We start from the raw sequence: 23,710 nt of genomic DNA, 5'->3' as shown, positions 1-23,710 counted from the left end.
CAGGCTACGCCTTCCCCCTGCCGGGGGCAACACCAGCGGCCCGGCAAAGCCGGTTCCGCGGTGTTTCACGAACAGAAACTCAGCGACCGAGGCTCTTCAGGTAGTCGGCGCGAGCGGCCAGCGCCGTGTCGGTGAAGTCGGTGAACACGCCGTCCACGCCCAGCTTGTAGTAGACCGCGTACTCGTTCCTGCCGTCCTTGCTGTAGTCGGCCGCCAGGCGGCGCGATTCGTTGCGGAACGTAAACGGGTGCACGAAGAGGCCGGCCTTGTGCGCATCGGCAATCAGCGTGGTCGGCGAGACCGAGGTCGCGTCGGCGTCGTTGATCTTGCCGTCCTTGTTGACGTCGAGCGGCTTGCCGTCGGCGCCGATGCTGCCCTTGATGCTCACGATGTAGCGCTTCCACGGGCCGATGCCGTCGGCATAGGTCTTGATTTCGGCCAGGCCCGCGGGCGTGACCATGGCGTCGAAGTTGCGTTTGTCGCCGGCCTTGGTCCAGTCGTAGGGACGGTCGCTCGGCACGGCGAAGGTCACGGCGCCGGTCTTCAGGTCGACGCTGTCGCCGTCGATCAGCTGGATGAGCCGGGTGTTCAGGCCCTTGGCCTTCATGTACTTGAGGCTCCCGGGCTCGAAGGACTGCACGTAGATGGGCGCGGTCTTGCTGTTCCAGCCGGCGGCGTTGATGGCGGCGATCACCTTGTCTTCCAGCGGCAGCCCGAGGTCGCGGAAGTAGGTCGGGTTCTTGGTCTCGGGGTAGATCGCAATGGTGCGGCCGGTTTCCTTCGACTTGGCCTTGGCAAAGTCGATGATCTCCTGGAAGGTGGGGACCTTGAACTTGCCGTTGAATTCCTGCGGGCGCTCGGGGTCGGTCGAGATGCCGCCCAGCGTCTTGATCTCGGCCAGCGTGAAGTCGTTGCTGAACCAGCCGGTCTGGGTTTCGCCGTCGACCTTGATGGTCTTCTTGCGCGAGGCGAAGCGCGGGTGTTTGGCCACGTCGGTGCTGATGGCCAGGTTGGGGTCGTGGCGGGCGATGAGCACGCCGTCCTTGGTGGAGACCAGGTCCATCTCGATCACGTCGGCACCCAGTTCGATGGCGCGCGCATAGGCTTCGAGCGTCTCTTCGGGCAGGTAGCCCGAGGCGCCGCGGTGCGCGATGACCAGCGGCGGGTTGCCGTCGAGCGTGAGCAGCTTGTTGGACGAACCGGCGGGGCCGGTGGTGCCGCAGGCCGCCAGGCAGAGGGCGGCCATTGCAGACAGGGCAAGCGGAAGGGTGCGCATCGTCTTTTTCTCCAACCAAAAGAGGCGCAGGGTACCCGCTGCGCGTGACAGACCGGGCGCTCGTCGGCGTTCGGCGCCGACTTCTTGGACAATGTGTTGCATGTCCCCTACGCTTTCCCCCCAAAGCCTCGCGCTGGCCCAGTCGCTGGTGCGCATGAACACCGTCAGCGAGAACAGCAACCTCCAGCTGATCGACCTGGCCCAGAGCCACCTCGCCGCCCTGGGCATGAAGAGCCGCATCACCTACAACGCCGAACGCACCAAGGCCAACCTGTTCGCCACCCTCGGCGAGGGCAAGCCGGCCGGCGTCATCATCTCGGGCCACACCGACACGGTGCCGTGGGACGGGCAGGACTGGAGCGTCGACCCGCTCTCCGCCGCGCTGCGCAACGAGCGCCTCTACGGGCGCGGCTCGGCCGACATGAAGAGCTTCATTGCCATCGCCTTGTCCAATGCCAAGCGCTTCTTGGAAAGCGACTCGCCCTTCGCGGTGCACTTCGCCTTCAGTTATGAAGAGGAGATCGGCTGCTTCGGCGTGAAGGAACTGATCGCCGACATGCGCGACGCCGGCATCAAGCCGCTCGCCTGCATCGTGGGCGAGCCCACCAGCATGGTGCCGGCCATCGCCCACAAGGGCGTGTACCGCTACCGCTGCTGCGTGCGCGGCAAGGAGGCGCATTCGTCGCTCACGCCGCAGTCGGTCAATGCCATCGAGATGGCGGCGCGCGTGGTCGGCAAGGTGCGCGACATGGCCGAAGGCTTCGAGCGCAGCGAACCGCGCTACGAAGGCTTCGACGTGCCCTTCAGCACCGCGAGCGTGGGCCAGTTCCACGGTGGCATCGCCGACAACGTGGTGCCGCGCGACGCCGAGTTCCGCTATGAATTCCGCGACCTGCCGACCGCCGACGCCAGGAAGATGCAGGACGAGGTCGTCTCCTATGCCGGCAGCCTCGAGGCGTCGATGAAGAAGGTGGCGCCCGACGCGGGCTTCCGCTTCGAGACCATCTGCGAGATTCCGAGCTTCCTCGGTGCGGCCACCGATCCGGTCACGCTGCTCGCGCAGCGCCTTGCGGGCGAGGAGCGCACCACGCTGGTGGCCTTCGGCACCGAAGCGGGCCTGTTCAAGAACGCCGGCATCCCCACCGTGGTGTGCGGCCCGGGCAGCATCGAGCAGGCGCACCAGCCCGACGAATTCGTGAGCCTGGAGCAACTGGCGCGCTGCGAGCTGTTCATGGAGCGCCTTGCCGCCGCGCCGACCATTGGCTGAAGACAGCCACGGCAGCGGCGCGCTGCGGCGCATGAAGCGGGTCGCGCTCGGCCTGCTGTGCGCCGCGGCGCTGCTCTATGCGCTGGCCAGCGCGCTGCACGGCGAGCATCCGGCCTGGGGCTACGTGGCGGCCTTTGCCGAAGCCGCAATGGTCGGCGCCATGGCCGACTGGTTTGCGGTGGTGGCGCTGTTCCGCCATCCGCTGGGCCTGCCGATCCCGCACACCGCGATCATCCCGAGCAACAAGGACCGCATCGGCGCCAAGCTGGCCGGCTTCATCTGCAACAACTTCCTCGGCACCGAGCAGGTGCTCGCCAAGCTGCGCGAGTTCGACGCGGCCGGGCGCATCGCCGATTGGCTGGCGCGGCCCGCGAGCGGCCAAAAGCTCGGCGAATGGGGCGTGGCGGCCACCCGCTACGGGCTCGCTGCATTCGACGACGAGCGCGTGCGCGCCTTCATGGGACGCGCTGCGGCGGCCGGCCTCCGGAAGATCGACCTCTCGCGGCTGATGGGCCAGGCGCTGGATGCGCTCACGGCCGGCGGGCGCCATCAGGCGCTGCTCGACGACGTGCTGCAGCAGGTGGCCGGCCTGCTCGAGGGCGAGGAGGTGCAGGCGCACATCACCGAAGCCATTGCGCGCGAGATCAAGACGCTGCGCTACGTGGGGCTGGACCAAGTGGCGGCCAAGCTCGCCACGCGCAAGATCGTGGCGGCCGTGGCGCGCACCATCGCCGAACTGGCGGCCGAGCCCGAACATCCGATGCGCCGGCGCTTCGACCACTTCGTCGACGACTTCGTGGTGCGGCTCAAGCTCGACCCCGAGTTCCAGCAGCGCGGCGAGCAGATCCGCGCCGAGCTGATGGCGCATCCCGCGCTCGGCGACTACCTGCACGGCATCTGGGGCGAGTTGCTGGCCTGGCTGCACGACGACCTCGGCCGGGGCGACTCCACCATCCGCCAGCGCATCGCATCGATGGCGGGCGCGCTCGGCACGCGGCTGCAGGCCGACGAGGCGATCCGCCGCTGGATCAACGAGCAGATCGAGGCGGCCGCGCCGCTGGCCATCGAGCGCTACCGCGAGGACATCCGCCGCTACATCGAGGAGCGCGTTGCCGACTGGAACGCCAGCGAGATGACCAGCGAGCTGGAGCGCCACATCGGACGCGACCTGCAATTCATCCGCATCAACGGCACGCTGGTGGGCGGGCTGGTGGGGCTCTCGATCCACACGGCGACGCAGCTGCTGCGCGGGTGAGCCGCGCGGACGAAAGGCCGCATGTCCCGGGAGAGACTGCCCCGCCTCCCCTCCTTCCTTCTAGACTGCTCGCGCGCATCCAAAAGAAGGAGAGAAGACATGCCCTGCCGCCCGTTCATCCGTGCCGCCGCACTCATCGCCATCTTCGCCCTGCTGGCCGCCTGCGGCAGCATCGCGCCGTCGCCATCACCCACCCGCCCCGCCGCGTGGTCCGAGCCCGAAGTGCTGGTCGCGCCCTCCTCCTTCGCGGGCGTCCACGGCCTGGCCATCGACCAGAAGGGCCGCCTGCTCGCGGGCTCGGTGCTCGGCAACACGCTGTGGGAGGTCGACCGCGGCACCGGCGCGGCCAAGGTCCTGATCGACGCGCCCGAAGGCCAGGCCGACGACATCGCGGTCGGCCCCAGGGGCGAGCTGGCGTGGACCAACTACCTCATGGGCATGCTGCGCTACCGCGAAAGCGACGGCGCGCCGATGCGCGTGCTCGCCAAGGACCTGCCCGGCCTCAATTCGCTGGACTTCGACCGCAGCAGCGGCAAGCTCTACGCCTCGCAGGTGTTCCTGGGCGACGCGCTGTGGGAGATCGACCGCACGGGCCAGAAGCCGCCGCGGCTCATCAAGAAGGACATGGGCGGCTTCAACGGCTTCGAGGTCGGCCCCGACGGCATGCTCTACGGGCCGCTGTGGTTCAAGGGCCAGGTGGTGAAGATCGATCCGGCGAACGGCAGCATGGCCGTGATCGCCGACGGTTTCAGGATTCCCGCGGCCGCCAACCTCGACGGCAAGGGCAATCTCTGGGTGGTCGATGCGCGCAGCGGCGAACTGGTCAGGGTGGACCTTGCCACGGGCCGCAAGACCGTCGCCAGGCAATTGCGTCCGTCGCTCGACAACCTGGCCATTGCCCCGGACGGCACGATCTACGTGTCGAACATGGCCAACAACGAAGTGCAGTCCTTCGACCCTGCCACCGGAGTGCTGTGCACGCTCACCAGCGGCAAGCTCGCGGCGCCGGCGGGGCTCAAGATCGAAGGCCGCACGCTCTGGGTGGCCGATGTGTTCGGCTTCCGGCAGGTGGACGTGCGCACCGGCGAAGTGCGCGACGTGTTCCGCATGCAGCGCGATCCGGAACTCGACTATCCGTTCGCCGTCGGCCTGTCGGGCACGCGCTTCGCGCTGACCTCATGGTTCACGGGCACCGTTCAGCTGGTGGACCGCCAGACGCTTCGGACCGTCGAAACCATCCACGGACTGAAGGCGCCGTTCGATGCCATTCCCATGGCCGACGGCAGCGTGATCTATGCCGAGATCGCCACCGGCAGCATCACCCGCGCGAGCGGCCCTCATTTTGCCGAGAAGCAAGTGCTCGCCAGCGGGCTGGGCGGCCCGGTGCAGATGATCGTCGGCCGCGACGGCGCGCTCTACGTCACCGAAGCCGCAGGCAAGCTGACCCGCATTCCGCTCGATGCCAGCGCCCCGCTGCGCGCCATTGCCGAAGGCCTGGCGCTGCCCGAAGGCGTGGCCGAGACGCCCTGGGGCAGCTTCATCGTGGCCGAGAGCGCGGCGCGCCGGCTGGTGGAGATCGATCCGGCCAGCGGCTCGCGCCGCACCGTGGCGGACAACCTGCCGATCGGACTGGCCGCGGGGCCGGGCCTGCCGCCGCCCTACGTGGTCACGGGTGTCGCGGTGGGCAGCGACGGGAGCATCTACATGGCGGCCGACCGGAACAACGCGATCTACCGCATCCGTCCCATGAACAAGTGATTTACTTTTGAAAACAACTATTACAAACTCCTGAACGGACGTCTCGTTACATCTTCGGCCGGCCGGGTGGCCGGCGGGGGCGGGCCGTTCCTTTTTAGGAGAAGAAAAGACATGACTCCCCTCGTCGTTGGCCAACTGCTGTCGCCCGAGTATTCGCCGGGGCTGGTGGCGCTCTCGTTCCTCATCTCGTTCGCGGGCTCCCTGGTGGCGCTGATCTGCGCGGGGCGCATGGTCGGCGCCGATGGCAAACCCAATCTCGCGGTCGTCGCGTGCGCTGCGGTGGCGCTGGGCGGCATCGGCATCTGGTCGATGCACTTCATCGGCATGCTGGCGTACCGCCTGCCGGTGGGCATTTCCTACAACGTGCCGCTCACGGTGGTCTCGCTGGTGGCGGCCATCCTGATCTCGGGCATTGCGCTGTACATGGCGGGCGGGCGGCGCAAGTTCAGCCGGGCCGGCTGGCTGGCCGGAAGCCTGCTCGCGGGGCTGGGCGTGTGCGTGATGCATTACATGGGCATGTTCGCGATGAACATGCGCGCCTCGATGGATTTCGACCCCACCATCGTGGCGCTGTCCGTGGCCATTGCCATCACCGCCGCCGGCGCGGCCCTCTGGCTGGCCTTCAACCTGCGCCGGCTGACACACCAGATCGCCGCGGCGGCCGTGATGGGCGTGGCGGTCTGCACCATGCACTACGTGGGCATGAGCGCGGCCAGCATGATCTGCATCGCGGCCGCCCCCACCGACGCGCTGGCCATCGGCGGCAACTACATGGGCCTGACTGTGTTCGGCACGGCCGGTGCGGTGCTGATCTTCATCTACTGGGTGATCACGGGCACCAGCCTGGACGCGCCCGCTGCGCCACGGCGGGTCCGCACCAGCTAATTGGCGCAAGCCGGGCGCGCATCAGCGCCCTAGAGTCGGTGCAGCTCGCACGGGTGTGCGTGCGCGGCGTTGCGGTGTTTCGACGGCTTCCATCCTGCACAGACGCCACGCGTGTTCCAGGACGGCGGCGAGACGAACGACCGATTGGAGACAACCGCATGCAGTACACCCACGAACATCTCGAGATCCAGAACACGCTGCGCCGCTTCATCGACGACGAGATCAATCCGCATGTCGACGAATGGGAGGAGGCCGAGATCTTTCCCGCGCACGAGGTCTTCGGGAAGCTCGGCCGGCTGGGCATGCTGGGCCTCAACAAACCCGAGGCCTTCGGCGGCGCCGGGCTCGACTATTCGTATGCGATGGCGATGGCCGAGGCCTTGGGCCACATCAGCTGCGGCGGCGTGCCGATGGCCATCGGCGTACAGACCGACATGTGCACGCCCGCGCTCGCGCGCTTCGGCAGCGACGAGCTGCGCCGCGAGTTCCTCGCGCCGGCGATCGCGGGAGAGACGGTCGGCTGCATCGGCGTGAGCGAGCCCGGCGCGGGCAGCGACGTGGCGGGCCTCAGGAGCCATGCGCGCAAGGACGGCGGCGACTACCTCATCAGCGGCCAGAAGATGTGGATCACCAACAGCCTGCAGGCCGACTGGATGTGCATGCTGGTCAACACCGGCGACGGGCCGGTGCATCGCAACAAGTCGCTCGTGATGGTGCCGATGGACAGCCCCGGCATCGAGAAGGCGAGGAAGATCCGCAAGATCGGCATGCATTCGAGCGACACGGGCCTGATCCATTTCGACGAGGTGCGCGTGCCGCAGCGCTATCGCATCGGCGAGGAGGGGCAGGGCTTCGTCTACCAGATGCAGCAATTCCAGGAGGAACGGCTGTGGGCCGCGGCAAGTTCGCTCGAGCCGATGGAGGACTGCATCGCACAGACCATCGAATGGGCGCAGCAGCGCCGGATGTTCGGCGCCACGCTGGCCGACCAGCAGTGGGTGCAGTTCAAGCTGGCCGAACTCAAGACCGAGGTGGAGGCGCTGCGCGCCCTCGCCTACCGCGCCTGCGACCTGCATGTGCAGGGCCGGGACGTGCTCGAACTGGCCTCGATGGCCAAGCTCAAGACCGGCCGGCTCACGCGCCAGGTGGCCGATACCTGCCTGCAGTTCTGGGGCGGCATGGGCTTCACGCTCGAGAACCGTGTCTCGCGGCTGTACCGCGACGGGCGGCTCGGCTCCATCGGCGGCGGCGCAGACGAAGTGATGCTTGGCATCCTCGCCAAGACCATGGGCATCGCCAAGCGGCCGCCGCGCGGCTGAAGCGCACGTGGACGCCGGACCTCGGGCCGACCGCGCGGCGAGAAGATCGCCGCGCCTGGGCTTCATGTATCGGCCCCGTCGCGGAACGCCCGCGCGCACCGAAGGTCCAACAGTCCAGCGCTGTCGCTGAGTCGCAGGAGGCCGCTATGTTCTCTTTCACTTCCGGCATCGGCACCCTCATGTTCGTCCTGCTGGTGGTGCTGCTCTTTTCCGCGATCTGGATCTTCCGCGAATACGAGCGCGGCATCGTGTTCACCCTGGGGCGATTCTCGAAAGTCGCGGGGCCCGGACTGGTGATGGTGATTCCCGCCATCCAGCAGGTCGTGCGGGTCGATCTGCGCACCGTGGTGCTCGAGGTTCCGACCCAGGACGTGATCTCGCGCGACAACGTGTCGGTGAAGGTCAGCGCGGTCGTCTACTTCCGCATCGTCGACGCCGAAAAGGCCATCATCGAGGTCAAGGATTTCTTCAACGCGACCAGCCAGCTGGCGCAGACCACGCTGCGCTCGGTGCTGGGCAAGCACCAGCTGGACGACATGCTGGCCGAGCGGGAAAAGCTCAACCTGGATGTGCGCGAGTCGCTCGACGTGCAGACGGCTTCGTGGGGCATCAAGGTCTCCAACGTGGAGATCAAGCAGATCGACCTCACCGAATCGATGGTCCGCGCCATTGCGCGGCAGGCCGAGGCGGAGCGTGAGCGGCGTGCCAAGGTGATCCATGCCGAAGGCGAGCTGCAGGCCTCCGAGAAGCTGTTCCAGGCCGCGCGCGTGCTGGCGCAGGAGCCGCAGGCGATCCAGCTGCGCTACCTGGAAACGCTGACGGTGATCGGCGCGGACAAGAACACCACCATCGTCTTCCCGCTGCCGGTGGACCTGCTCGCGAGCTTCCTGCACAAGCCCGCGTAGCGCGCATCCGATGAACTGCGCGCCGGACCGAGCGGCGCCGGTCAGTCGCTCTTTTCACCCGCATCATGCTGCGCGGCAGCGAGCGCGGCAGCGAGCGCGGCGGCCGCGCGCAGCTTGTCCTTCTTGCTCGGCCGCTTGCCCTTGATGCCGCCGGTGCCGGAGGCATCGGCCATCGGCACGGCGGCCTCGGTCGGCTCGAAGCCCTCGATGCGCTCGCGCGGCAGGTGCAGGCCCTGGCGCTTCTCGATCAGGCGGAAGTGCGCCTCGGTGGCCGCGCTCACGAAGCTGATCGCCAGCCCGCTCTCGCCGGCGCGGCCCGTGCGGCCGATGCGGTGGATGTAATCGGTGGGCGAGCGCGGCAGGTCGTAGTTGATCACCACGGGCAGCTGTGCAATGTCGATGCCGCGCGCGGCCAGGTCGGTGGCAATCACCACGTCCCAGCGGCTCTCCTTGAACTGCGCGAGGATGCCGGTACGCGTGCCCTGCGCGATGTCGCCGTGGAAAGGCACGGCATACACGCCGTTCTTGTAGAGCTTCTCGGCCACGGTCTGCGCCGCATGCTGCGTGGCGACGAAGACCAGCACGCGGTCCCAGTCGTTTTCCTTCAGCAGATGGCGCAGCAGCTGCGTGCGGCGGTTCGCGTCGACCTCGATCACGCGCTGCACGATGGCGGGCTCGGTGCCGGGCTCGCCCTGCACGTCGATCACCGCGGGGTCTTGCAGCGTGCCGTCGGCCAGCGCCTGGATGGCGGGCGGAAAGGTGGCGGAGAACAACAGGTTCTGGCGCCGCGCCGGCAGCAGCGCGAGGATGCGGCCCAGCTCCTCGGCAAAGCCGAGGTCGAACAGGCGATCGGCCTCGTCAAGCACGAGCATGGACACGGCGCCGAGCTTCAGCGCGTTGTGCTCCACCAGGTCGAGCAGGCGGCCCGGCGTGGCCACCACGATGTCGGCGCCGCCGCGCAGGCTCATCATCTGCGGGTTGATCGACACGCCGCCGAAGGCAATCGCGATCTTGAGCCGCTCGGGCAGGTGCTGCGCGAGGCTGCGCATGGTCTCGCCGACCTGGGCCGCGAGCTCGCGCGTGGGCACGAGCACCAGCGCGCGCACGCGCCGCGGCGATTGCACGGGTTCGGCGGCCAGGCGCTGCAGCAGCGGGAGGGAAAATGCGGCGGTCTTGCCGGAACCGGTCTGCGCCGAGCCCCGCACGTCGCGGCCTTGCAGAATGGCGGGAATGGCCGCGGCCTGGATGGCGGTCGGCGCGGCGTAGCCGCTTTCGGCGGCAGCCTGCACGAGCGCGGGGGCCAGGCCCAGTGAGTCGAATGGCATGTGAGCAGACAGAGGGATGAACCGGGGACAGTGAAGAAGTGAAGAAAAAGAAGAGATCGATCGAATGGCAACGATGAAAAGCAGTCAGGCCAGCGCCCTGGTGTACTCCACCGAGGCGGGCGGCCGCATGTGCCCCGATTGCCGCGCGCCGATGGCGCAGTGCCGCTGCAAGCAGATCAAGGCGCGCGCGCCGGCCACCGACGGCATTGTGCGTGTATCCCACGAGACCAAGGGCCGCAAGGGCAAGGGCGTGACCGTGGTCAAGGGCCTCGCGCTCGATGCGGCGGCACTCGCGGCGCTGGGCAAGCAGCTCAAGACGGCCTGCGGCTCGGGCGGCACGGTGAAGGACGGCATCATCGAGATCCAGGGGGACCACCGCGAACTGGTGATCGCCGCGCTCTCGAAGCAGGGCCACACCGTCAGGCGCGCAGGAGGCTGAATTTCAATGAAACCCGAAGACCTGCAGCGCCTCGTCACGCTCGAAATGCCCTTCGGCAAGCACAAGGGCACGCTGATTGCCGATTTGCCCGGAAATTACCTGAATTGGTTCGCACGTGAGGGTTTTCCCGCGGGCGAAATTGGCCGGCTGCTCCATTTGATGCATGAAATAGACCACAACGGCCTCTCCGGCCTGCTGCAACCGTTGCGAAACCGCCCGTCAGGGCGTGATGTTTCGTAATAAGCGCTGATTTCGGTACGCTTTTTCCGGAACGGCTTGATAATCCGGCCTACGTGTCTGTGAGCTTGCTCCCGTGCACGTAATTCGGTGATCGGTCAGTTTCGCGCCACAGCGCATTTGTTTGTTGTGATTCTGGGACTCCATCGCTTTGTCTTGTTGGTTTGAATTAGGAGTCCCTCAATGGGCAAGAAACTCTACGTAGGCAACCTCGCCTACTCCGTGCGTGACAACGACCTGGAACAGGCTTTCGGCGAGTTCGGCTCGATCGTCAGCGCCAAGGTCATGATGGAACGCGACACCGGCCGCTCCAAGGGCTTCGGTTTCGTGGAAATGGGCACCGACGCTGAAGCGCTGGCTGCCGTTGAAGCCATGAACGGCCATTCGCTCCAGGGCCGCGCCCTGACCGTGAACGAAGCACGTCCGATGGAAGCCCGTCCCCCCCGTACCGGTGGTGGCGGCGGCTATGGCGGCGGCGGCGGTGGTGGTTACGGCGGTGGTGGTGGCGGCGGCGGCTACGGTGGTGGCGGCGGTGGCCGCAGCGGTGGTGGCGGCGGCTACGGCGGCGGCGGCGGTGGCCGCGGCGGCTACTAAGCCCTCCCACCGAGACCTCGCTCTCAAGTAAAAAAGCTCCTTCGGGAGCTTTTTTCGTTTCCGCCTTCTTCCTTTGCCCGCTTGCGCCGGGCTCGCGGGAGAACCCTTGTACGCATTTGTCCCTACCGGGCCGGTCAGCCAGCGGTCAGCCGTGGGCGACGACCCTCACTCCTCCAATCAAGAGGGTCGAGACAATGCGTATAAAGAGTCAGGCTGACTTCTTTTCAGGAGTCATGTTCACAGCCGTGGGCGGCGCTTTCGCCATAGGCGCCACCACCTACAACATCGGCGACGGTGCCCGCATGGGACCCGGCTATTTCCCGCTCATGCTGGGCATCCTGCTGGCCGTGCTCGGGGCGTTCATCATGTTCCAGGCGATGGTGGTCGAAACCGCCGGCGGCGACAAGATCGGCAAATGGGCCTGGAAGCCGCTGGCCTTCGTGCTCGGCGCCAACCTGGCGTTCGGCGTGCTGCTGGGCGGCCTGCCGAGCATCGGCGTGCCCGCCATGGGGATGATCGTCGCGATCTACGCGCTCACCATCATCTCGAGCATGGCCGGTGAACATTTCAAGCTGCGCGACGTGCTGGTGCTGTCCACCATCCTGGCGGCCGGCAGCTATGTGGCCTTCATCTGGGCGCTCAAGCTCCAGATCCAGGTCTGGCCTACTTTCATTTCGGGTTGAGGAGCACACCGCCATGGAACTGTTCCACAACCTCGCGACCGGCTTCGGCGTCGCCTTCACTTTCACCAACCTGCTGTACTGCCTGGTCGGCTGCATCCTGGGCACCTTGATCGGCGTGCTGCCGGGCATCGGCCCGGTCGCGACCATCGCGATGCTGCTGCCCGCCACGTACGCACTGCCGCCTGTGTCGGCGCTGATCATGCTGGCCGGCATCTACTACGGCGCGCAGTACGGCGGCTCGACCACCGCGATCCTGGTGAACCTGCCCGGGGAGTCGTCCTCGGTGGTCACCTGCATCGACGGCTACCAGATGGCAAGGCAGGGCCGCGCGGGCCCGGCGCTGGCCGCGGCGGGCCTGGGCTCGTTCTTTGCCGGCTGCGTCGGCACGCTGATCCTCGCAGCCTTTGCGCCGCCGCTGACCGAGCTGGCCTTCAAGTTCGGCCCGGCCGAATACTTCTCGCTGATGGTGCTGGGCCTGATCGGCGCCGTGGTGCTGGCTTCGGGCTCGCTGCTCAAGGCGGTGGCGATGATCGTGCTGGGCCTCCTGCTCGGCATCGTGGGCACCGATGTGAATTCCGGCGTGGCGCGCTACAGCTTCGACATTCCGGAACTCACCGACGGCATCGGCTTCGTGGTGATCGCCATGGGCGTGTTCGGCTACGGCGAAATCATCGGCAACCTCTCGCAGCCCGACGACGAGCGCGAGGTGTTCACGCACAAGGTCAAGGGCCTGTGGCCCACCAAGGAAGACTTCAAGCGCATGACGCCCGCGGTGCTGCGCGGCACGGCGCTGGGTTCGGCGCTCGGCATCCTGCCGGGCGGCGGCGCGCTGCTGGCGGCTTTTGCGGCCTACGCGCTGGAGAAGAAGATCAAGATGCGCCCCGGCGAAGTGGCCTTCGGCAAGGGCAACATCCGCGGCGTGGCCTCGCCCGAGTCGGCCAACAATGCCGGCGCGCAGACCTCCTTCATTCCACTGCTGACGCTGGGCATTCCGCCCAATGCGGTGATGGCGCTGATGGTGGGTGCGATGACCATCCACAACATCCAGCCCGGCCCGCAGGTGATGACCAGCAACCCCGAGCTGTTCTGGGGCCTGATCGCCTCGATGTGGATCGGCAACGCGATGCTGATCATCCTGAACCTGCCGCTGATCGGCATGTGGATCAAGCTCTTGACGGTGCCCTACAAGTTCCTGTTCCCGGCGATCGTGCTGTTCTGCGCGATTGGCGTGTACTCGACCAACAACAACACCTTCGACGTGTGGATGGTCGCGATCTTCGGCTTCATCGGCTACCTGTTCCTGAAGCTGCGCACCGAGCCGGCCCCGCTGCTGCTGGGCTTCATCCTCGGGCCGATGATGGAAGAGAACCTGCGGCGCGCGCTGCTGCTGTCGCGCGGCGCGTGGAGCGTGTTCATCACGCGGCCGCTGTCGGCCGGCCTGCTGGTGGCGGCAGCGCTGCTGCTGGGCATCGTGCTGCTGCCGTCGATCAAGGCAAAGCGCGAAGAAGCTTTTGTTGAGGAGTAAGCAAGCCCCCCCCGAAACGGCTCACTTCGTGTAGCCGCCTCCCCCTCAAGGGGGCAACACCGGCGGCCGGCAAAGCCGGTTCCGCGGTGTTCCTGGACTCGACTCCGCTTGCGGCGGTCAGCGCGCAAGCAGTTGCCAGGCCATGCCCGCGAGCGCGGAGGCGAGCACCACCGGGATCACGCCGGCCTTGAAGCGGAAGAGCGCAATGGCCGCGAGGGCGCCGATCACGGCGGAGGGGGCCTCGAAGGGCCCGGACAACCCCGCAGGCCAGAGCACGTGGTAGGCGAAGAAGACCGCCAGGTTGACGATCACGCCGACCACGGCCGCGGTGATGGCGGTGAGCGGGGCGGTGAACTTGAGGTTGCCGTGGGTCGATTCGATGAAAGGTCCGCCCAGCAGGATGAACAGGAACGAGGGCAGGAAGGTGAAGAAGGTCACCACCACCGCCGCCGCGGCGCCCGCCGCGAACAGCGCCTGCGGGCCGAACAGCGCCTGGCCCCAGCCGCCGACGAAGCCCACGAACGAGACCACCATGATCAGCGGGCCGGGCGTGGTTTCTCCGAGCGCCAGTCCGTCGATCATCTGCGTGGCGCTGAGCCAGTGGTAGTGGTCGACCGCGCCCTGGAACACATAGGGCAGCACCGCGTAGGCGCCGCCGAAGGTCAGCAATGCAGCCTTGGTGAAGAACCAGGCCATCTGCGTGAGCGCGCCGTTCCACCCGTACATCGCCGCGAGCGCGCCAACGGCGCCGAGCCACAGCAGGAAAAACACCGCCAGCACGCGCGCGAAACGGCCCCAGCCAAAAAGCGCGTGCTGCGGCGTCGGCGTGTGGTCGTCGATCAGCGCCGGCCCGGCCGATGCCGCGGCGCCGCCATGCCCGCCGCCCGCGGCGAAATACGACGGCGCGAACCGGCTGCCGATGTAGCCGATGGCCCCGGCGGCCAGCACGATCAGCGGGAACGGCAGGCGCAGCGCGAAGATCGCCACGAAGGCCGCCACGGCAATCGCCCAGAGCCATGCGTTCTTGAGCACCCGCGAGCCGATGCGCCAGGCGGCGAACAGCACGATGGCCGTCACTGCGGGCTTCACGCCGTAGAGCAGGCCCGCCACGGCCGGCACGTGGCCGTAGGCCATGTAGGCCCACGACAGCGCAATCAGGATGAAGAGCGACGGCAGCACGAAGAGCACGCCCGCCGCGAGGCCGCCCCAGGTGCGGTGCATGAGCCAGCCGATGTAGGTGGCCAGCTGCTGGGCTTCGGGGCCGGGCAGCAGCATGCAGTAGTTCAGCGCATGCAGGAAGCGCTTCTCCGAGATCCAACGCCGGCGCTCGACCAGCTCCTGATGCATCAGCGCGATCTGCCCGGCCGGCCCGCCGAAGCTGATGAAGCCGAGCTTGAGCCAGTAGGCGAAGGCCTGCCAGAAGCTGACGGGAGCGGGGGGTTCGAGAGGCTCTGGCGGCGGCATGCAGGGACTTTCGGATCTGGCTATTTCAGGAATGCGTCGTAGGCGGTCTTCAGGATCAGCGCGCTCACCACGACGATGAACACCACCCGCACGAAACCGGCCCCGTGCTTCAGCGCAACACGCGTGCCCAGCAGGCTGCCGGCCACGTTGGCCACCGCCATCACCAGCCCATAGTGCCACCAGACGTGCCCCTTGAGCGCGAGCAGCAACAGGGCCGCGGCATTGGTGAGCGTATTGATGATCTTGGCCGAGGCCGAGGCGTTCAGGAAGTCGTAGCCCATCCAGCGAACGAACAGGAAGACCAGGAAGCTGCCCGCCCCGGGGCCGAAGAAACCGTCGTAGAAGCCGATCGAGAGCCCGATGGTGCAGGCCGCCAGGGTTTCGGCCCGGCCGCTGAAGCGCGGCACATGGTTGCGGCCCAGGTCCTTGCGCGCCAACGTGTAGAGCAGCACGCCCAGCAGCACGACGGGCAGCGCGCGGCGCAGGAAGTCGCCCGGGAACACCGTGACGCCCCAGGCGCCGAGCATCGAACCCGCGAAACCGAGCAGCGCGGCCGGCCACAGGGCGCCCCAGCGCATCTGCACGCGCTGGCTGAACTGGGCGGCCGCAGCCGCCGTGCCCCAAATGGACGCGCTCTTGTTGGTGCCCAGCAAGGTGGCCGGCGGCGCGCCCGGAAAGACGGCAAAGAGCGCCGGCACGAGGATCAGTCCTCCGCCCCCCACGATCGAATCGACAAAACCCGCGAGCAGCGAGGCGCCCGTGACCACCAGCATTTCCATGGCCGGATTGTCGCACCCGGATTGCTATCAAAAAAGGAGCTTCAACCAGAAGTGGGACGGGCGCGAGAGCGCTCTTCGGCGAGAAGAAAAATGCCTCAGTGGGAGGGTGGCGGCAGGCAAAAAAAAGACGCCGACCAGCGGCGCCTTTTCAAGTTCAGCACGGCTTCTCGAACGGAAGCCTTGAAGAATTTTTGTTGTAGACCGAATTTGTCTCCTCGGACCCTCGGCAGTACGAGCTGGGCCCGTTCGCGAGTGGGCAGACTTTAGGCGGTGCACCGGCCCAGTGCATTGGGAATTACCCGCTTTGCCTTACCGCCGTGGGGCGATTCGCAAACCAAAGTGTTTCGGACCGTTAACGGTATGGCATGACTTGTGCACGCAAGTGCTTGATCCATCCATGGAGGCCGTCATGTCCATGTCCGAAAGCGAACGCATTGCGCTGGCCGCGCGCCTGCACGTGGCGCTCAGGCGAAAGCACGGGCGCGTGACGGACACCGAATGGATGGCCACCAATGCCGAATACGCCGCGGAGATCGTGCGCATGACGCGCGCGCATGCGGTCGAGACCAAGGACGAAGACCTGTACCTGCTCGCCACCCGGCTGGAGCAGGCGATGGAACCGCTGGCGCGCGCCGCGCGGCTGGCGGCGCGCGCGCCCGACGGCCATCTGCCGAACCCGCTGCCGCGCTATGCGGACGGGCTGGGCTGATTTCTTCAGCCCGCGGCGAGAGCGGCCTTGCGGATCGACTGCAGCGTGCTGGCCGGCGTGATGGCTTCGGGGTCGAGCAGGCAATGCAGGATCGCGGGCTTGCCGCTGGCACGCGCCCGCGCCAGCGCGGGACCGAACTCCGCGGTGCTGGCCACGCGCTCGCCGTGGCCGCCGAACACCTCGGCATAGCCGCGGAAGTCGGGGTTCTTCAGCTGCGTGGCGCTCACGCGGCCCGGGTAGTGCTTTTCCTGGTGCATGCGGATGGTGCCGTACATGGCGTTGTCGAGCAGCACCACGAGGATCGGCAGGCCGTACTGCACCGCGGTGGCGAACTCCTGGCCGTGCATCATGAAATCGCCGTCGCCCGCGAACACCACCACCTCGCGCTGCGGCCAAAGCCGCTTGGCGCCCACGCCGGCCGGCAGGCCGTAGCCCATCGATCCGCTGGTGGGCGCCAGCTGGCTCGCGAACGCGCGGAATGGCCAGAAGCGGTGCACCCAGGTCGCGAAATTGCCCGCGCCATTGCAGAAGATGGTGTCGGCCGGCAGCACCTCGCGCAGGTGCTGCATGACCTCGCCCATCTGCAGCGGGCCCGGAATGCGGATGGGGGCCGGATCGCTCCAGCGCAGGAAGTCTTCGCGCGCGGTCTTCGTCTCGGCCTGCCAGGCGGGCGGCGAGGCCGGGCGCAGCGCGGACACCGCCTCGGCAAAGGCCTGCGGCGTGGCATGGATGCCCTGGGCCGGGCGGTAGAGCTTGCCGAGCTCGTCGGCGTCGGCATGCACATGCACCAGCGCCTGCTTCGGCTGCGGAATGGCGAGCAGTTCATAACCCTGCGAGGGCACTTCCGACAGGCGCCCGCCCACCAGCAGCACCAGGTCCGCCTGGCGGATGCGCTCGAGCATGCGCGGATTCGCGCCCAGGCCCAGGTCGCCCGCGTAGCAGGGATGCTCGGCCGACAGCAGCATCTGGCGGCGGAACGAGCAGTACACCGGCAGCGAGAACGCCTCGGCGAAAGCCGCGAACTGCTGCGTCGCGGCCTCGGACCAGCGGCTGCCGCCCAGGATGGCGACCGGCCGCTCGGCCTGCGACAGGCGCTGCTGCAACTCGGCGATCTGCGCTGCGCCCGGATGGGTTTCGACCACTGCATAGGGCTGCGCGTCGGCCACGGCGGCGGCTTCGGTCAGCATGTCCTCGGGCAGCGCGATCACCACCGGCCCGGGCCGGCCCGAGGTGGCGACGTGGAAGGCGCGCGAGACCAGCTCGGGCACGCGGGCGGGGTCATCGATCTGCACCACCCACTTGGCCATGGTGCCGAACACCGCGCCGTAGTCCAGCTCCTGGAAGGCTTCGCGGCCCAGCGCGTCGCGCGCCACCTGGCCCACGAACAGCAGCAGCGGCGTCGAATCCTGGTGCGCGATGTGCACGCCGGCCGCCGCGTTGGTGGCGCCCGGACCGCGCGTGACGAAGCAGACGCCGGGCCGGCCCGTGAGCTTGCCCTGCGCCTCGGCCATCATCGTGGCGCCGCCTTCCTGGCGGCATACCGTCACGTCGATCGCTGCATCGTGCAGTGCATCGAGCACCGCCAGAAAGCTTTCGCCAGGCACGCAGAACAGCTGCCTGACGCCGTGGATGATGAGCTGGTCGACCAGGATCTGGCCGCCGGTGCGGGGAGAGGTCATGCTGAGTCCAATGCAATGAAGGTGTTGGAATTTGCGCCTTCCCCTTCCGGGGGAAGGTTGGGATGGGGGCAGGCGGCGCTGAATACGCCGGCAGCAATTGACATGCCGCGAGCCCCCACCCCCGCCCTCCCCCGGGAGGGGAGGGAGAAAAGCGGGGTCATTCGAGAGCTTCGCATGCCGCGGCAATGCGTGCACACGCCTCTTCCAGCTGCGCCATCGACGTGGCATACGAGATGCGGAAGTACGGCGCGAGCCCGAACACGCTGCCCGGCACCACCGCCACTTCGAAATCCTGCAGCAGGTAGCTGCAGAAGTCGCTGTCGGTCTGCAGCAGCGCGCCGCCGCGGGTGCGCCGGCCGAGCACGCCCGCGCAGCTCGCAAAGGTATAGAAGGCGCCTTCGGGCACGCGGCAATGCAGGCCCGGCGCGCGGTTCAGTGCGGCCACCACGAAGTCGCGCCGCGCCTGGAACTCGTCGCACCGCTCGGCCACCACGTGTTGCGGCCCTGTGAGCGCCTCGATCGCGGCGGCCTGGCTCACCGACGACGGGCACGAGGTCGACTGGCTCTGCACCACCGCCATGGCCGCGATCAGCGCGCGCGGCCCGACGCCGTAGCCCACGCGCCAGCCGGTCATCGCGTAGGCCTTGGACACGCCGTTCACGGTGAGCGTGCGCTCGCGCAGCCGCGGCTCCACGGCCGCGGGCGTGGCGAAGGCAAGGCCATCGTAGAGGATGTGCTCGTAGATGTCGTCGGCCAGCACCCACACCGCTGGATGCCGCAGCAGCACCTCGCACAGCGGCGCAAGCTGCGCCGCGCTGTAGGCCGCGCCGCAGGGGTTGGACGGCGAATTCAGGAACAGCCAGCGCGTGCGCGGCGTGATGGCCGCCTCGAGCTGCGCGGCATCGAGCCTGAAGCCGTTGGCCTCGCTGCAGGGCACGCTCACCGGCACGCCGCCGCAGATCTGCACGATGTCGGCATACGAAGTCCAGTACGGTGCGGGCAGGATCACCTCGTCGCCCGGGTTCAGGCTGGCCATCAGCGCGTTGAAGATCACCTGCTTGGCGCCCGCGCCCACGCTGATCTCGTCCAGCGCAAAGTCCAGCGCGTTGTCGCGCCTGAACTTGAGCTGCACCGCGGCCTTCATGGCCGGGCTGCCGTCGAGCACGGTGTAGCGCGTGTCGCCGCGCTCCATGGCGCGGGCCGCGGCGGCGCGGATCGGCTCGGGCGTGTCGAAGTCCGGTTCGCCCGCGCCCAGCACGATCACCGGCCGGCCGGCCCGCTTGAGCGCGTTGGCATGGTCGGTGATGCGCAGGATTTCCGACACGCCGATGGCGCGCACGCGCTGCGCGGGTTCGAATGCAGAACCGGGAACGGCGGAGGTCACTTCGCGTACGCCTCCAGCGGCTTGTCGTTGGGTTCGGCAATGAGCTGCTTCAGCGCCGCGCTCATCGGCAGGTTCAGGCTGGTGTTCTTGGGCGGAATCGGCGCGACGAACCACTTGGCGTAGATCTTCTCGAGCTCGCCGCTCTTCATGAGGCGGCGCAGCGCATCGTCCACCGCGGCCTTGAAGGCCGGGTCGTCCTTGCGGAACAGCAGCGCGATCGGTTCGGAGCCCAGCGCATCGCCGACGATGCGGTAGGCCGAGGGGTTCTTCGCGTTCGCGATGATGCCCGCGAGCAGGTTGTCGTCGAGCACGAAGGCATCGGCGCGGCCCGACTCCATCAGCAGGAAGCTTTCGAGGTGGTCCTTGCCGAGCATGGTGGTGATGGTGGTGTTCTGCGCGCGCTCGCGCTTGCGCAGCAGCTGCACGGCGGTGGTGCCGGTGGAAGCCGACACGGTGCGGCCCGCCAATTGGTCGAGCGAGCTGATGCCCGAATCCACGCGCGTGGCCATGCGCACCTCGCTCACGTAGGTGGTGAGCGCGAACGCCACCTGCTGCTGGCGCGCGGTGTTGTTGGTGGTGGGGCCGCAGCCGATGTCGAGCGTGCCGTTCTGCACCAGCGGGATGGTGTTCTGCGCGGTCACGGCCATGTATTCGAGCCGGGCCGAAGGCGCGATGTCCTTGAGCACGCGCTCGCACAGCTCGACGTGGTAGCCCACGTATTTGTCGTTCGCGCCCAGCATGTAGGCCATGGGCGGCGAGGCTTCGCGCACGCCGAGCACGGCCTTGCCGCTGCTCCTGATCTTGTCGAGCGTGCCGCCGGCCGGGGCCTGCTGCGCGGCGGCGCCGAATGCGAGCGCGAGCAGCGCCGCAGCGGTGATGGTCTTCAGTTGCATCTTCATGTTCTCTGTCTCCTGGTTGTTGTTCTTGGGCACGGCCGCCGCCCCGCCGCCGCAGCGAAACGCCGCGCGGCAAGAACACAAGGCCGGAGTCGGTCAGTCGTTGATCTCGAAGGTCACGCCCTGGGCAAGCGGCAATGCGGTCGAGTAGTTGATGGTGTTGGTCGCGCGGCGCATGTACGCCTTCCAGCTGTCGGAGCCGGCTTCGCGGCCGCCGCCGGTTTCCTTCTCGCCGCCGAAGGCGCCACCGATCTCGGCGCCGCTCGGGCCGATGTTGACGTTGGCAATGCCGCAGTCCGAGCCCGCGCTCGACAGGAAGCGCTCGGCCTCGCGCACGTTGAGCGTGAAGATCGACGACGACAGGCCCGCGCCCACCGCGTTGTGCCATTCGATGGCGTCGTCCAGCGAGCTGTAGCGCACGACATAGAGAATGGGCGCGAAGGTTTCGCGCAGCACCGGGCCGTCGTGCGACTTGAGCTCGACCAGCGCCGGGCGCACATAGAAGGCGTCCTTCGTGCCGATGCCCTCCACGCGCTGGCCGCCATGCACCGTGGCGCCGATCTCGCGGCTTTCGCCCAAGGCCTTCTGCATGCCGTCGAAGGCGGCGCGGTCGATCAGCGGCCCAACCAGCGTGCCGGCCTCGCGCGGATCGCCCACCTGCACGTTGCCGTAAACCCTGGCGAGCTTGGGCACCAGCGCGTCGTACACGCTGTCGTGCACGAACAGGCGGCGCAGCGTGGTGCAGCGCTGGCCGGCCGTGCCCATGGCCGAGAACGCGATGGCACGCAGCGTGAGGTCGAGGTCGGCCGAGGGCGTGACGATGGCCGCGTTGTTGCCGCCGAGTTCGAGGATCGCGCGCGCAAAGCGTGCGGCCAGCTTGGGCCCCACCTGCCGGCCCATCGCGGTCGAGCCGGTAGCGGAAAGTATGGGCACGCGGTGGTCGTCGACCAGCACCTCGCCGATGTCGCGCTGACCCAGCAGCAGGCCGAGCAGGCCTTCGGGCGCATCGCCGAAACGCGCGAGGGCGCGCTGCGCGATGGCATGCACGGCCAGCGCCGTGAGCGGTGTTTTTTCCGACGGCTTCCACACCACCGAGTCGCCGCACACCAGCGCCAGCGCCGCATTCCACGACCACACGGCCACCGGGAAGTTGAAGGCCGAGATCACGCCGCACACACCCAGCGGATGCCAGGTTTCCATCATGCGGTGCTCGGCGCGCTCGGTGGCCAGCGTGAGGCCGTAGAGCTGGCGCGAGAGGCCGACCGCGAAGTCGCAGATGTCGATCATCTCCTGCACCTCGCCCGCGCCTTCGGACGGGATCTTGCCGGCCTCGAGCGTGACGAGGCGGCCGAGGTCGGCCTTGGCGGCGCGCAGTTCCTCGCCGAGCAGGCGCACCAGTTCGCCGCGGCGCGGCGCGGGCACGCCGCGCCACGCCTTGAAGGCTTCGTGCGCATGGCCGATGGCCGCGGCCGCTTCGGCGGCACTGGTCTGCCGCACCTGCGCGACCACCTCGCCCGTGACCGGCGAGCGCACCGTCAGCTCGCCGCCGGTATGGGCGCCGCGGGGCACGCCCAGGCGCTGCAGCAGCTGTTCGACTTCGGTGGCGAGGGAGAGAGGGGCTTGGGCTTCGGACATGAGCGCGCTCCGGCAGGGAGGAGGAAGGACGGAAGGGGCAGGAAACCCGGCCAATATCAGCGAATCCCGCGCGCTTGCCTAGTGAAAAAACGGAAGGACCTGATGCGTTTGGGGAATGAACTGCTCTTTCGCCCAGCATGCGACGGGCTGCGCGCCTACGCGCGAGCCGCCGCCCGGCGCCGAAGATTTCATCCCCACGCGCAACCACCCTGCCGCCATGAAAGTGATCCACTCCCTCTACGCCGCGATCCACGCGCTGATGGCGCTGGCCTTTGCAGCCGCATCGCTCGTGCTGGTCGTGATTGCGGCGCGCGCCGGCTGGGGCGCGGTCATGCGGGGCCTGGACCTTCCGGCGGCCGAGGCGGTCATCGAGGCGGTGGGGCTGCTGGCGGCCGGGGTCGTGGCACTGCAGATTTCCCAGACGGTGCTGGAAGAGGAAGTGGTCCGCGACGCACACATCGGCGCGCCGACGCGGGTGCGCAGGTTCCTCTCGCGCTTCATGGTGGTGATCGTGGTCGCCGTCGCGGTCGAAGGGCTGGTCGCGACCTTCAAGGCCCGCGAGGCGCCCGAGCTGATGCTGCACGGCGCCGCCATGCTCGGTGCCGTGGGCCTGCTGATGGCAGGCTGGGGCCTCTTCATCCGCCTCAACCGCTACGCCGAGGAGCTCGAGCCCGAGGCCATGGCAGAAGCCAAGAGCGAAGACAGGAAGCTCAAGTGAACGCCGGCCGGCGCCGCCGCCGCGCCTATGCGGGACCGGGCGCTTCGGGCAACGGGATCTTCTGCCCCGCCGGCGAGCCCGCCAGGCTCTGCGCCGGCCGCCGCAAGGTGGCATCGAAGGGATTGATCTTCGGCCCGATGGCCGCCGCCTCGCGCTTGAGCAGTTCCACCACCGTGGGCATGCGGTCGGCATTGAGCCGGTCGGCGATGGTGCCCACGCTGAGCGCGGCCACCGCGCGGCCCTCGCGGTCGAGGATGGGCACCGCCACGCCGGCCATGCCTTCGAGCAGGCCGGTGTTGCGCCCCGCATAGCCGGCCTGGCGCACGCGCTCGATCTCGGTGCGCAGGTAGACCTCGTCGTACACGCCGTACTCGCGCACGCGCGAAAGATTGAAGCGGATCACTTCCTCGCGTTCCGCCTCGGGCAGGAAGGCCAGGATCGCGAGCGCGCCCTGCCCCACGCCCAGCGCGATGCGCCCGCCGATGTCGCCCGTGAACGAGCGGATCGGGAACGGCCCTTCGCTGCGGTCGAGGCAGATCGCGTCGAAGCCGCTGCGCGCCAGCAGAAAGATGCTGTCGCCCAGGCTCGCGCACAGGCGCAGCAGCACCGGGCGGCAGATGGAGCGCAGGTCGCCGGGGTTGCCGGCGCTGGCGGCGAGCGCGAAGAAATCGATGCTCAGCCGGTAGAGCTTGCTGCGCTCGTCCTGCTCGACCATGCCCTCGGCCATGAGCGATTGCAGCAGGCGGTGCGTGGTGGCCTGCGTGAGGCCCACGGACCGTGCGATCTGGGTCACGCGGCCGCCCTCGGCCTGCACCGCACCGAGTGCGCGGATTACCGAAAAGACACGCGGCACGCCGCCGCTGGCCGCCGAGGGGGTTTCCATACCTTGCTCCTGTGGAATTCTTGAGATCGATTCTCTTCATGATATTCCATTGATTGGAATAAATTTAAAAAATATTCTGATTAATGGAATACCCG

Annotated in this window: 22 protein-coding genes; 13 read left to right on the top strand and 9 right to left on the bottom strand. The window is 68.0% G+C overall.

Features of this window, described 5'->3' with window-relative positions:
- Positions 1–79: 79 nt before the first annotated feature.
- On the bottom strand, positions 80–1,276 hold the full coding sequence (locus tag ACAM54_RS01860; RefSeq protein ID WP_369649637.1) for a glycerophosphodiester phosphodiesterase: 1,197 nt from the start codon (positions 1,274–1,276) through the stop codon (positions 80–82).
- 100 nt (positions 1,277–1,376) lie between these two features.
- Between ACAM54_RS01860 and argE the strand changes: the two genes are divergently transcribed.
- The 6 genes from argE to ACAM54_RS01830 all read left to right on the top strand — a co-directional run bounded on the left by argE (position 1,377) and on the right by ACAM54_RS01830 (position 8,665).
- Entirely contained in the window at positions 1,377–2,543 is a 1,167-nt protein-coding gene (gene argE, locus ACAM54_RS01855; protein WP_369649636.1) for an acetylornithine deacetylase, read from the top strand.
- Entirely contained in the window at positions 2,536–3,798 is a 1,263-nt protein-coding gene (locus ACAM54_RS01850; RefSeq protein ID WP_369649635.1) for a DUF445 domain-containing protein, read from the top strand. The genes argE and ACAM54_RS01850 overlap by 8 nt, the downstream gene beginning before the upstream one ends.
- A 99-nt stretch (positions 3,799–3,897) precedes the next feature.
- Positions 3,898–5,556: a hypothetical protein gene (locus tag ACAM54_RS01845; protein ID WP_369649634.1), complete on the top strand. Its 1,659-nt coding sequence runs from the start codon at positions 3,898–3,900 to the stop codon at positions 5,554–5,556.
- Between the two features lie 111 nt (positions 5,557–5,667).
- Positions 5,668–6,441 carry an MHYT domain-containing protein gene (locus tag ACAM54_RS01840; RefSeq protein ID WP_369649633.1) on the top strand — a complete coding sequence of 258 codons (774 nt, stop codon included), beginning with the start codon at positions 5,668–5,670 and terminating at the stop codon, positions 6,439–6,441.
- A gap of 158 nt (positions 6,442–6,599) precedes the next feature.
- Entirely contained in the window at positions 6,600–7,760 is a 1,161-nt protein-coding gene (locus tag ACAM54_RS01835) for an acyl-CoA dehydrogenase family protein (protein WP_369649632.1), read from the top strand.
- A gap of 146 nt (positions 7,761–7,906) precedes the next feature.
- Positions 7,907–8,665, top strand: a complete 759-nt coding sequence (locus ACAM54_RS01830; protein WP_145742796.1) for a slipin family protein — start codon at positions 7,907–7,909, stop codon at positions 8,663–8,665.
- Positions 8,666–8,706: 41 nt separating this feature from the next.
- Here the strand turns inward: ACAM54_RS01830 and ACAM54_RS01825 are convergent, their stop codons facing one another.
- Positions 8,707–9,990 carry a DEAD/DEAH box helicase gene (locus ACAM54_RS01825; RefSeq protein ID WP_369649631.1) on the bottom strand — a complete coding sequence of 428 codons (1,284 nt, stop codon included), beginning with the start codon at positions 9,988–9,990 and terminating at the stop codon, positions 8,707–8,709.
- A gap of 64 nt (positions 9,991–10,054) precedes the next feature.
- On the opposite strand from ACAM54_RS01825, the gene ACAM54_RS01820 reads away from it, so the two are divergent.
- The 5 genes from ACAM54_RS01820 (at position 10,055) to ACAM54_RS01800 (ending at position 13,468) form a co-directional block, all read left to right on the top strand.
- On the top strand, positions 10,055–10,429 hold the full coding sequence (locus tag ACAM54_RS01820) for a translation initiation factor Sui1 (protein ID WP_369649630.1): 375 nt from the start codon (positions 10,055–10,057) through the stop codon (positions 10,427–10,429).
- 6 nt (positions 10,430–10,435) lie between these two features.
- The gene (locus tag ACAM54_RS01815) at positions 10,436–10,669 is read left to right on the top strand and encodes a DUF3820 family protein (protein WP_021005079.1); all 234 of its coding nucleotides are present in this window, start codon (positions 10,436–10,438) and stop codon (positions 10,667–10,669) included.
- Positions 10,670–10,849: 180 nt separating this feature from the next.
- Positions 10,850–11,260 (top strand): RNA-binding protein, encoded by a 411-nt coding sequence (locus ACAM54_RS01810; protein ID WP_192323417.1) that lies wholly within the window; start codon positions 10,850–10,852, stop codon positions 11,258–11,260.
- Positions 11,261–11,454: 194 nt separating this feature from the next.
- The gene (locus ACAM54_RS01805; RefSeq protein ID WP_145742804.1) at positions 11,455–11,943 is read left to right on the top strand and encodes a tripartite tricarboxylate transporter TctB family protein; all 489 of its coding nucleotides are present in this window, start codon (positions 11,455–11,457) and stop codon (positions 11,941–11,943) included.
- Between the two features lie 13 nt (positions 11,944–11,956).
- Positions 11,957–13,468 carry a tripartite tricarboxylate transporter permease gene (locus ACAM54_RS01800; protein ID WP_192323416.1) on the top strand — a complete coding sequence of 504 codons (1,512 nt, stop codon included), beginning with the start codon at positions 11,957–11,959 and terminating at the stop codon, positions 13,466–13,468.
- A 117-nt stretch (positions 13,469–13,585) separates the two neighbouring features.
- Here ACAM54_RS01800 and chrA read toward each other — a convergent pair whose 3' ends face one another.
- Entirely contained in the window at positions 13,586–14,932 is a 1,347-nt protein-coding gene (chrA, locus tag ACAM54_RS01795; protein WP_369649629.1) for a chromate efflux transporter, read from the bottom strand.
- 20 nt (positions 14,933–14,952) lie between these two features.
- Positions 14,953–15,711: a sulfite exporter TauE/SafE family protein gene (locus ACAM54_RS01790; protein ID WP_369649628.1), complete on the bottom strand. Its 759-nt coding sequence runs from the start codon at positions 15,709–15,711 to the stop codon at positions 14,953–14,955.
- Between the two features lie 415 nt (positions 15,712–16,126).
- Here ACAM54_RS01790 and ACAM54_RS01785 point away from each other — a divergent pair, with 415 nt between their 5' ends.
- The gene (locus ACAM54_RS01785) at positions 16,127–16,420 is read left to right on the top strand and encodes a hypothetical protein (protein WP_225612858.1); all 294 of its coding nucleotides are present in this window, start codon (positions 16,127–16,129) and stop codon (positions 16,418–16,420) included.
- 5 nt (positions 16,421–16,425) lie between these two features.
- On the opposite strand, the gene ACAM54_RS01780 is transcribed toward ACAM54_RS01785, so the two are convergent.
- The 4 genes from ACAM54_RS01780 to ACAM54_RS01765 all read right to left on the bottom strand — a co-directional run bounded on the left by ACAM54_RS01780 (position 16,426) and on the right by ACAM54_RS01765 (position 22,014).
- Positions 16,426–18,099: a thiamine pyrophosphate-binding protein gene (locus ACAM54_RS01780; RefSeq protein ID WP_369649627.1), complete on the bottom strand. Its 1,674-nt coding sequence runs from the start codon at positions 18,097–18,099 to the stop codon at positions 16,426–16,428.
- A 157-nt stretch (positions 18,100–18,256) separates the two neighbouring features.
- Entirely contained in the window at positions 18,257–19,483 is a 1,227-nt protein-coding gene (locus tag ACAM54_RS01775) for a pyridoxal phosphate-dependent aminotransferase (protein ID WP_369649626.1), read from the bottom strand.
- Positions 19,480–20,382, bottom strand: a complete 903-nt coding sequence (locus tag ACAM54_RS01770; protein WP_369649625.1) for an amino acid ABC transporter substrate-binding protein — start codon at positions 20,380–20,382, stop codon at positions 19,480–19,482. The genes ACAM54_RS01775 and ACAM54_RS01770 overlap by 4 nt, the downstream gene beginning before the upstream one ends.
- A gap of 93 nt (positions 20,383–20,475) precedes the next feature.
- Positions 20,476–22,014, bottom strand: coding sequence for an aldehyde dehydrogenase family protein (locus tag ACAM54_RS01765; protein WP_369649624.1), 1,539 nt, complete (start codon positions 22,012–22,014; stop codon positions 20,476–20,478).
- A gap of 217 nt (positions 22,015–22,231) precedes the next feature.
- On the opposite strand from ACAM54_RS01765, the gene ACAM54_RS01760 reads away from it, so the two are divergent.
- The gene (locus tag ACAM54_RS01760; protein ID WP_369649623.1) at positions 22,232–22,732 is read left to right on the top strand and encodes a hypothetical protein; all 501 of its coding nucleotides are present in this window, start codon (positions 22,232–22,234) and stop codon (positions 22,730–22,732) included.
- Positions 22,733–22,757: 25 nt separating this feature from the next.
- On the opposite strand, the gene ACAM54_RS01755 is transcribed toward ACAM54_RS01760, so the two are convergent.
- On the bottom strand, positions 22,758–23,615 hold the full coding sequence (locus ACAM54_RS01755) for an IclR family transcriptional regulator (protein WP_319428750.1): 858 nt from the start codon (positions 23,613–23,615) through the stop codon (positions 22,758–22,760).
- Between the last annotated feature and the right edge of the window lie 95 nt (positions 23,616–23,710).

The sequence above is a fragment of the Variovorax sp. V93 genome (genome assembly GCF_041154485.1).
Taxonomy (GTDB): Bacteria; Pseudomonadota; Gammaproteobacteria; order Burkholderiales; family Burkholderiaceae_C; genus Variovorax; species Variovorax beijingensis_A.
This window is presented reverse-complemented; position numbering and strand designations above follow the sequence as displayed.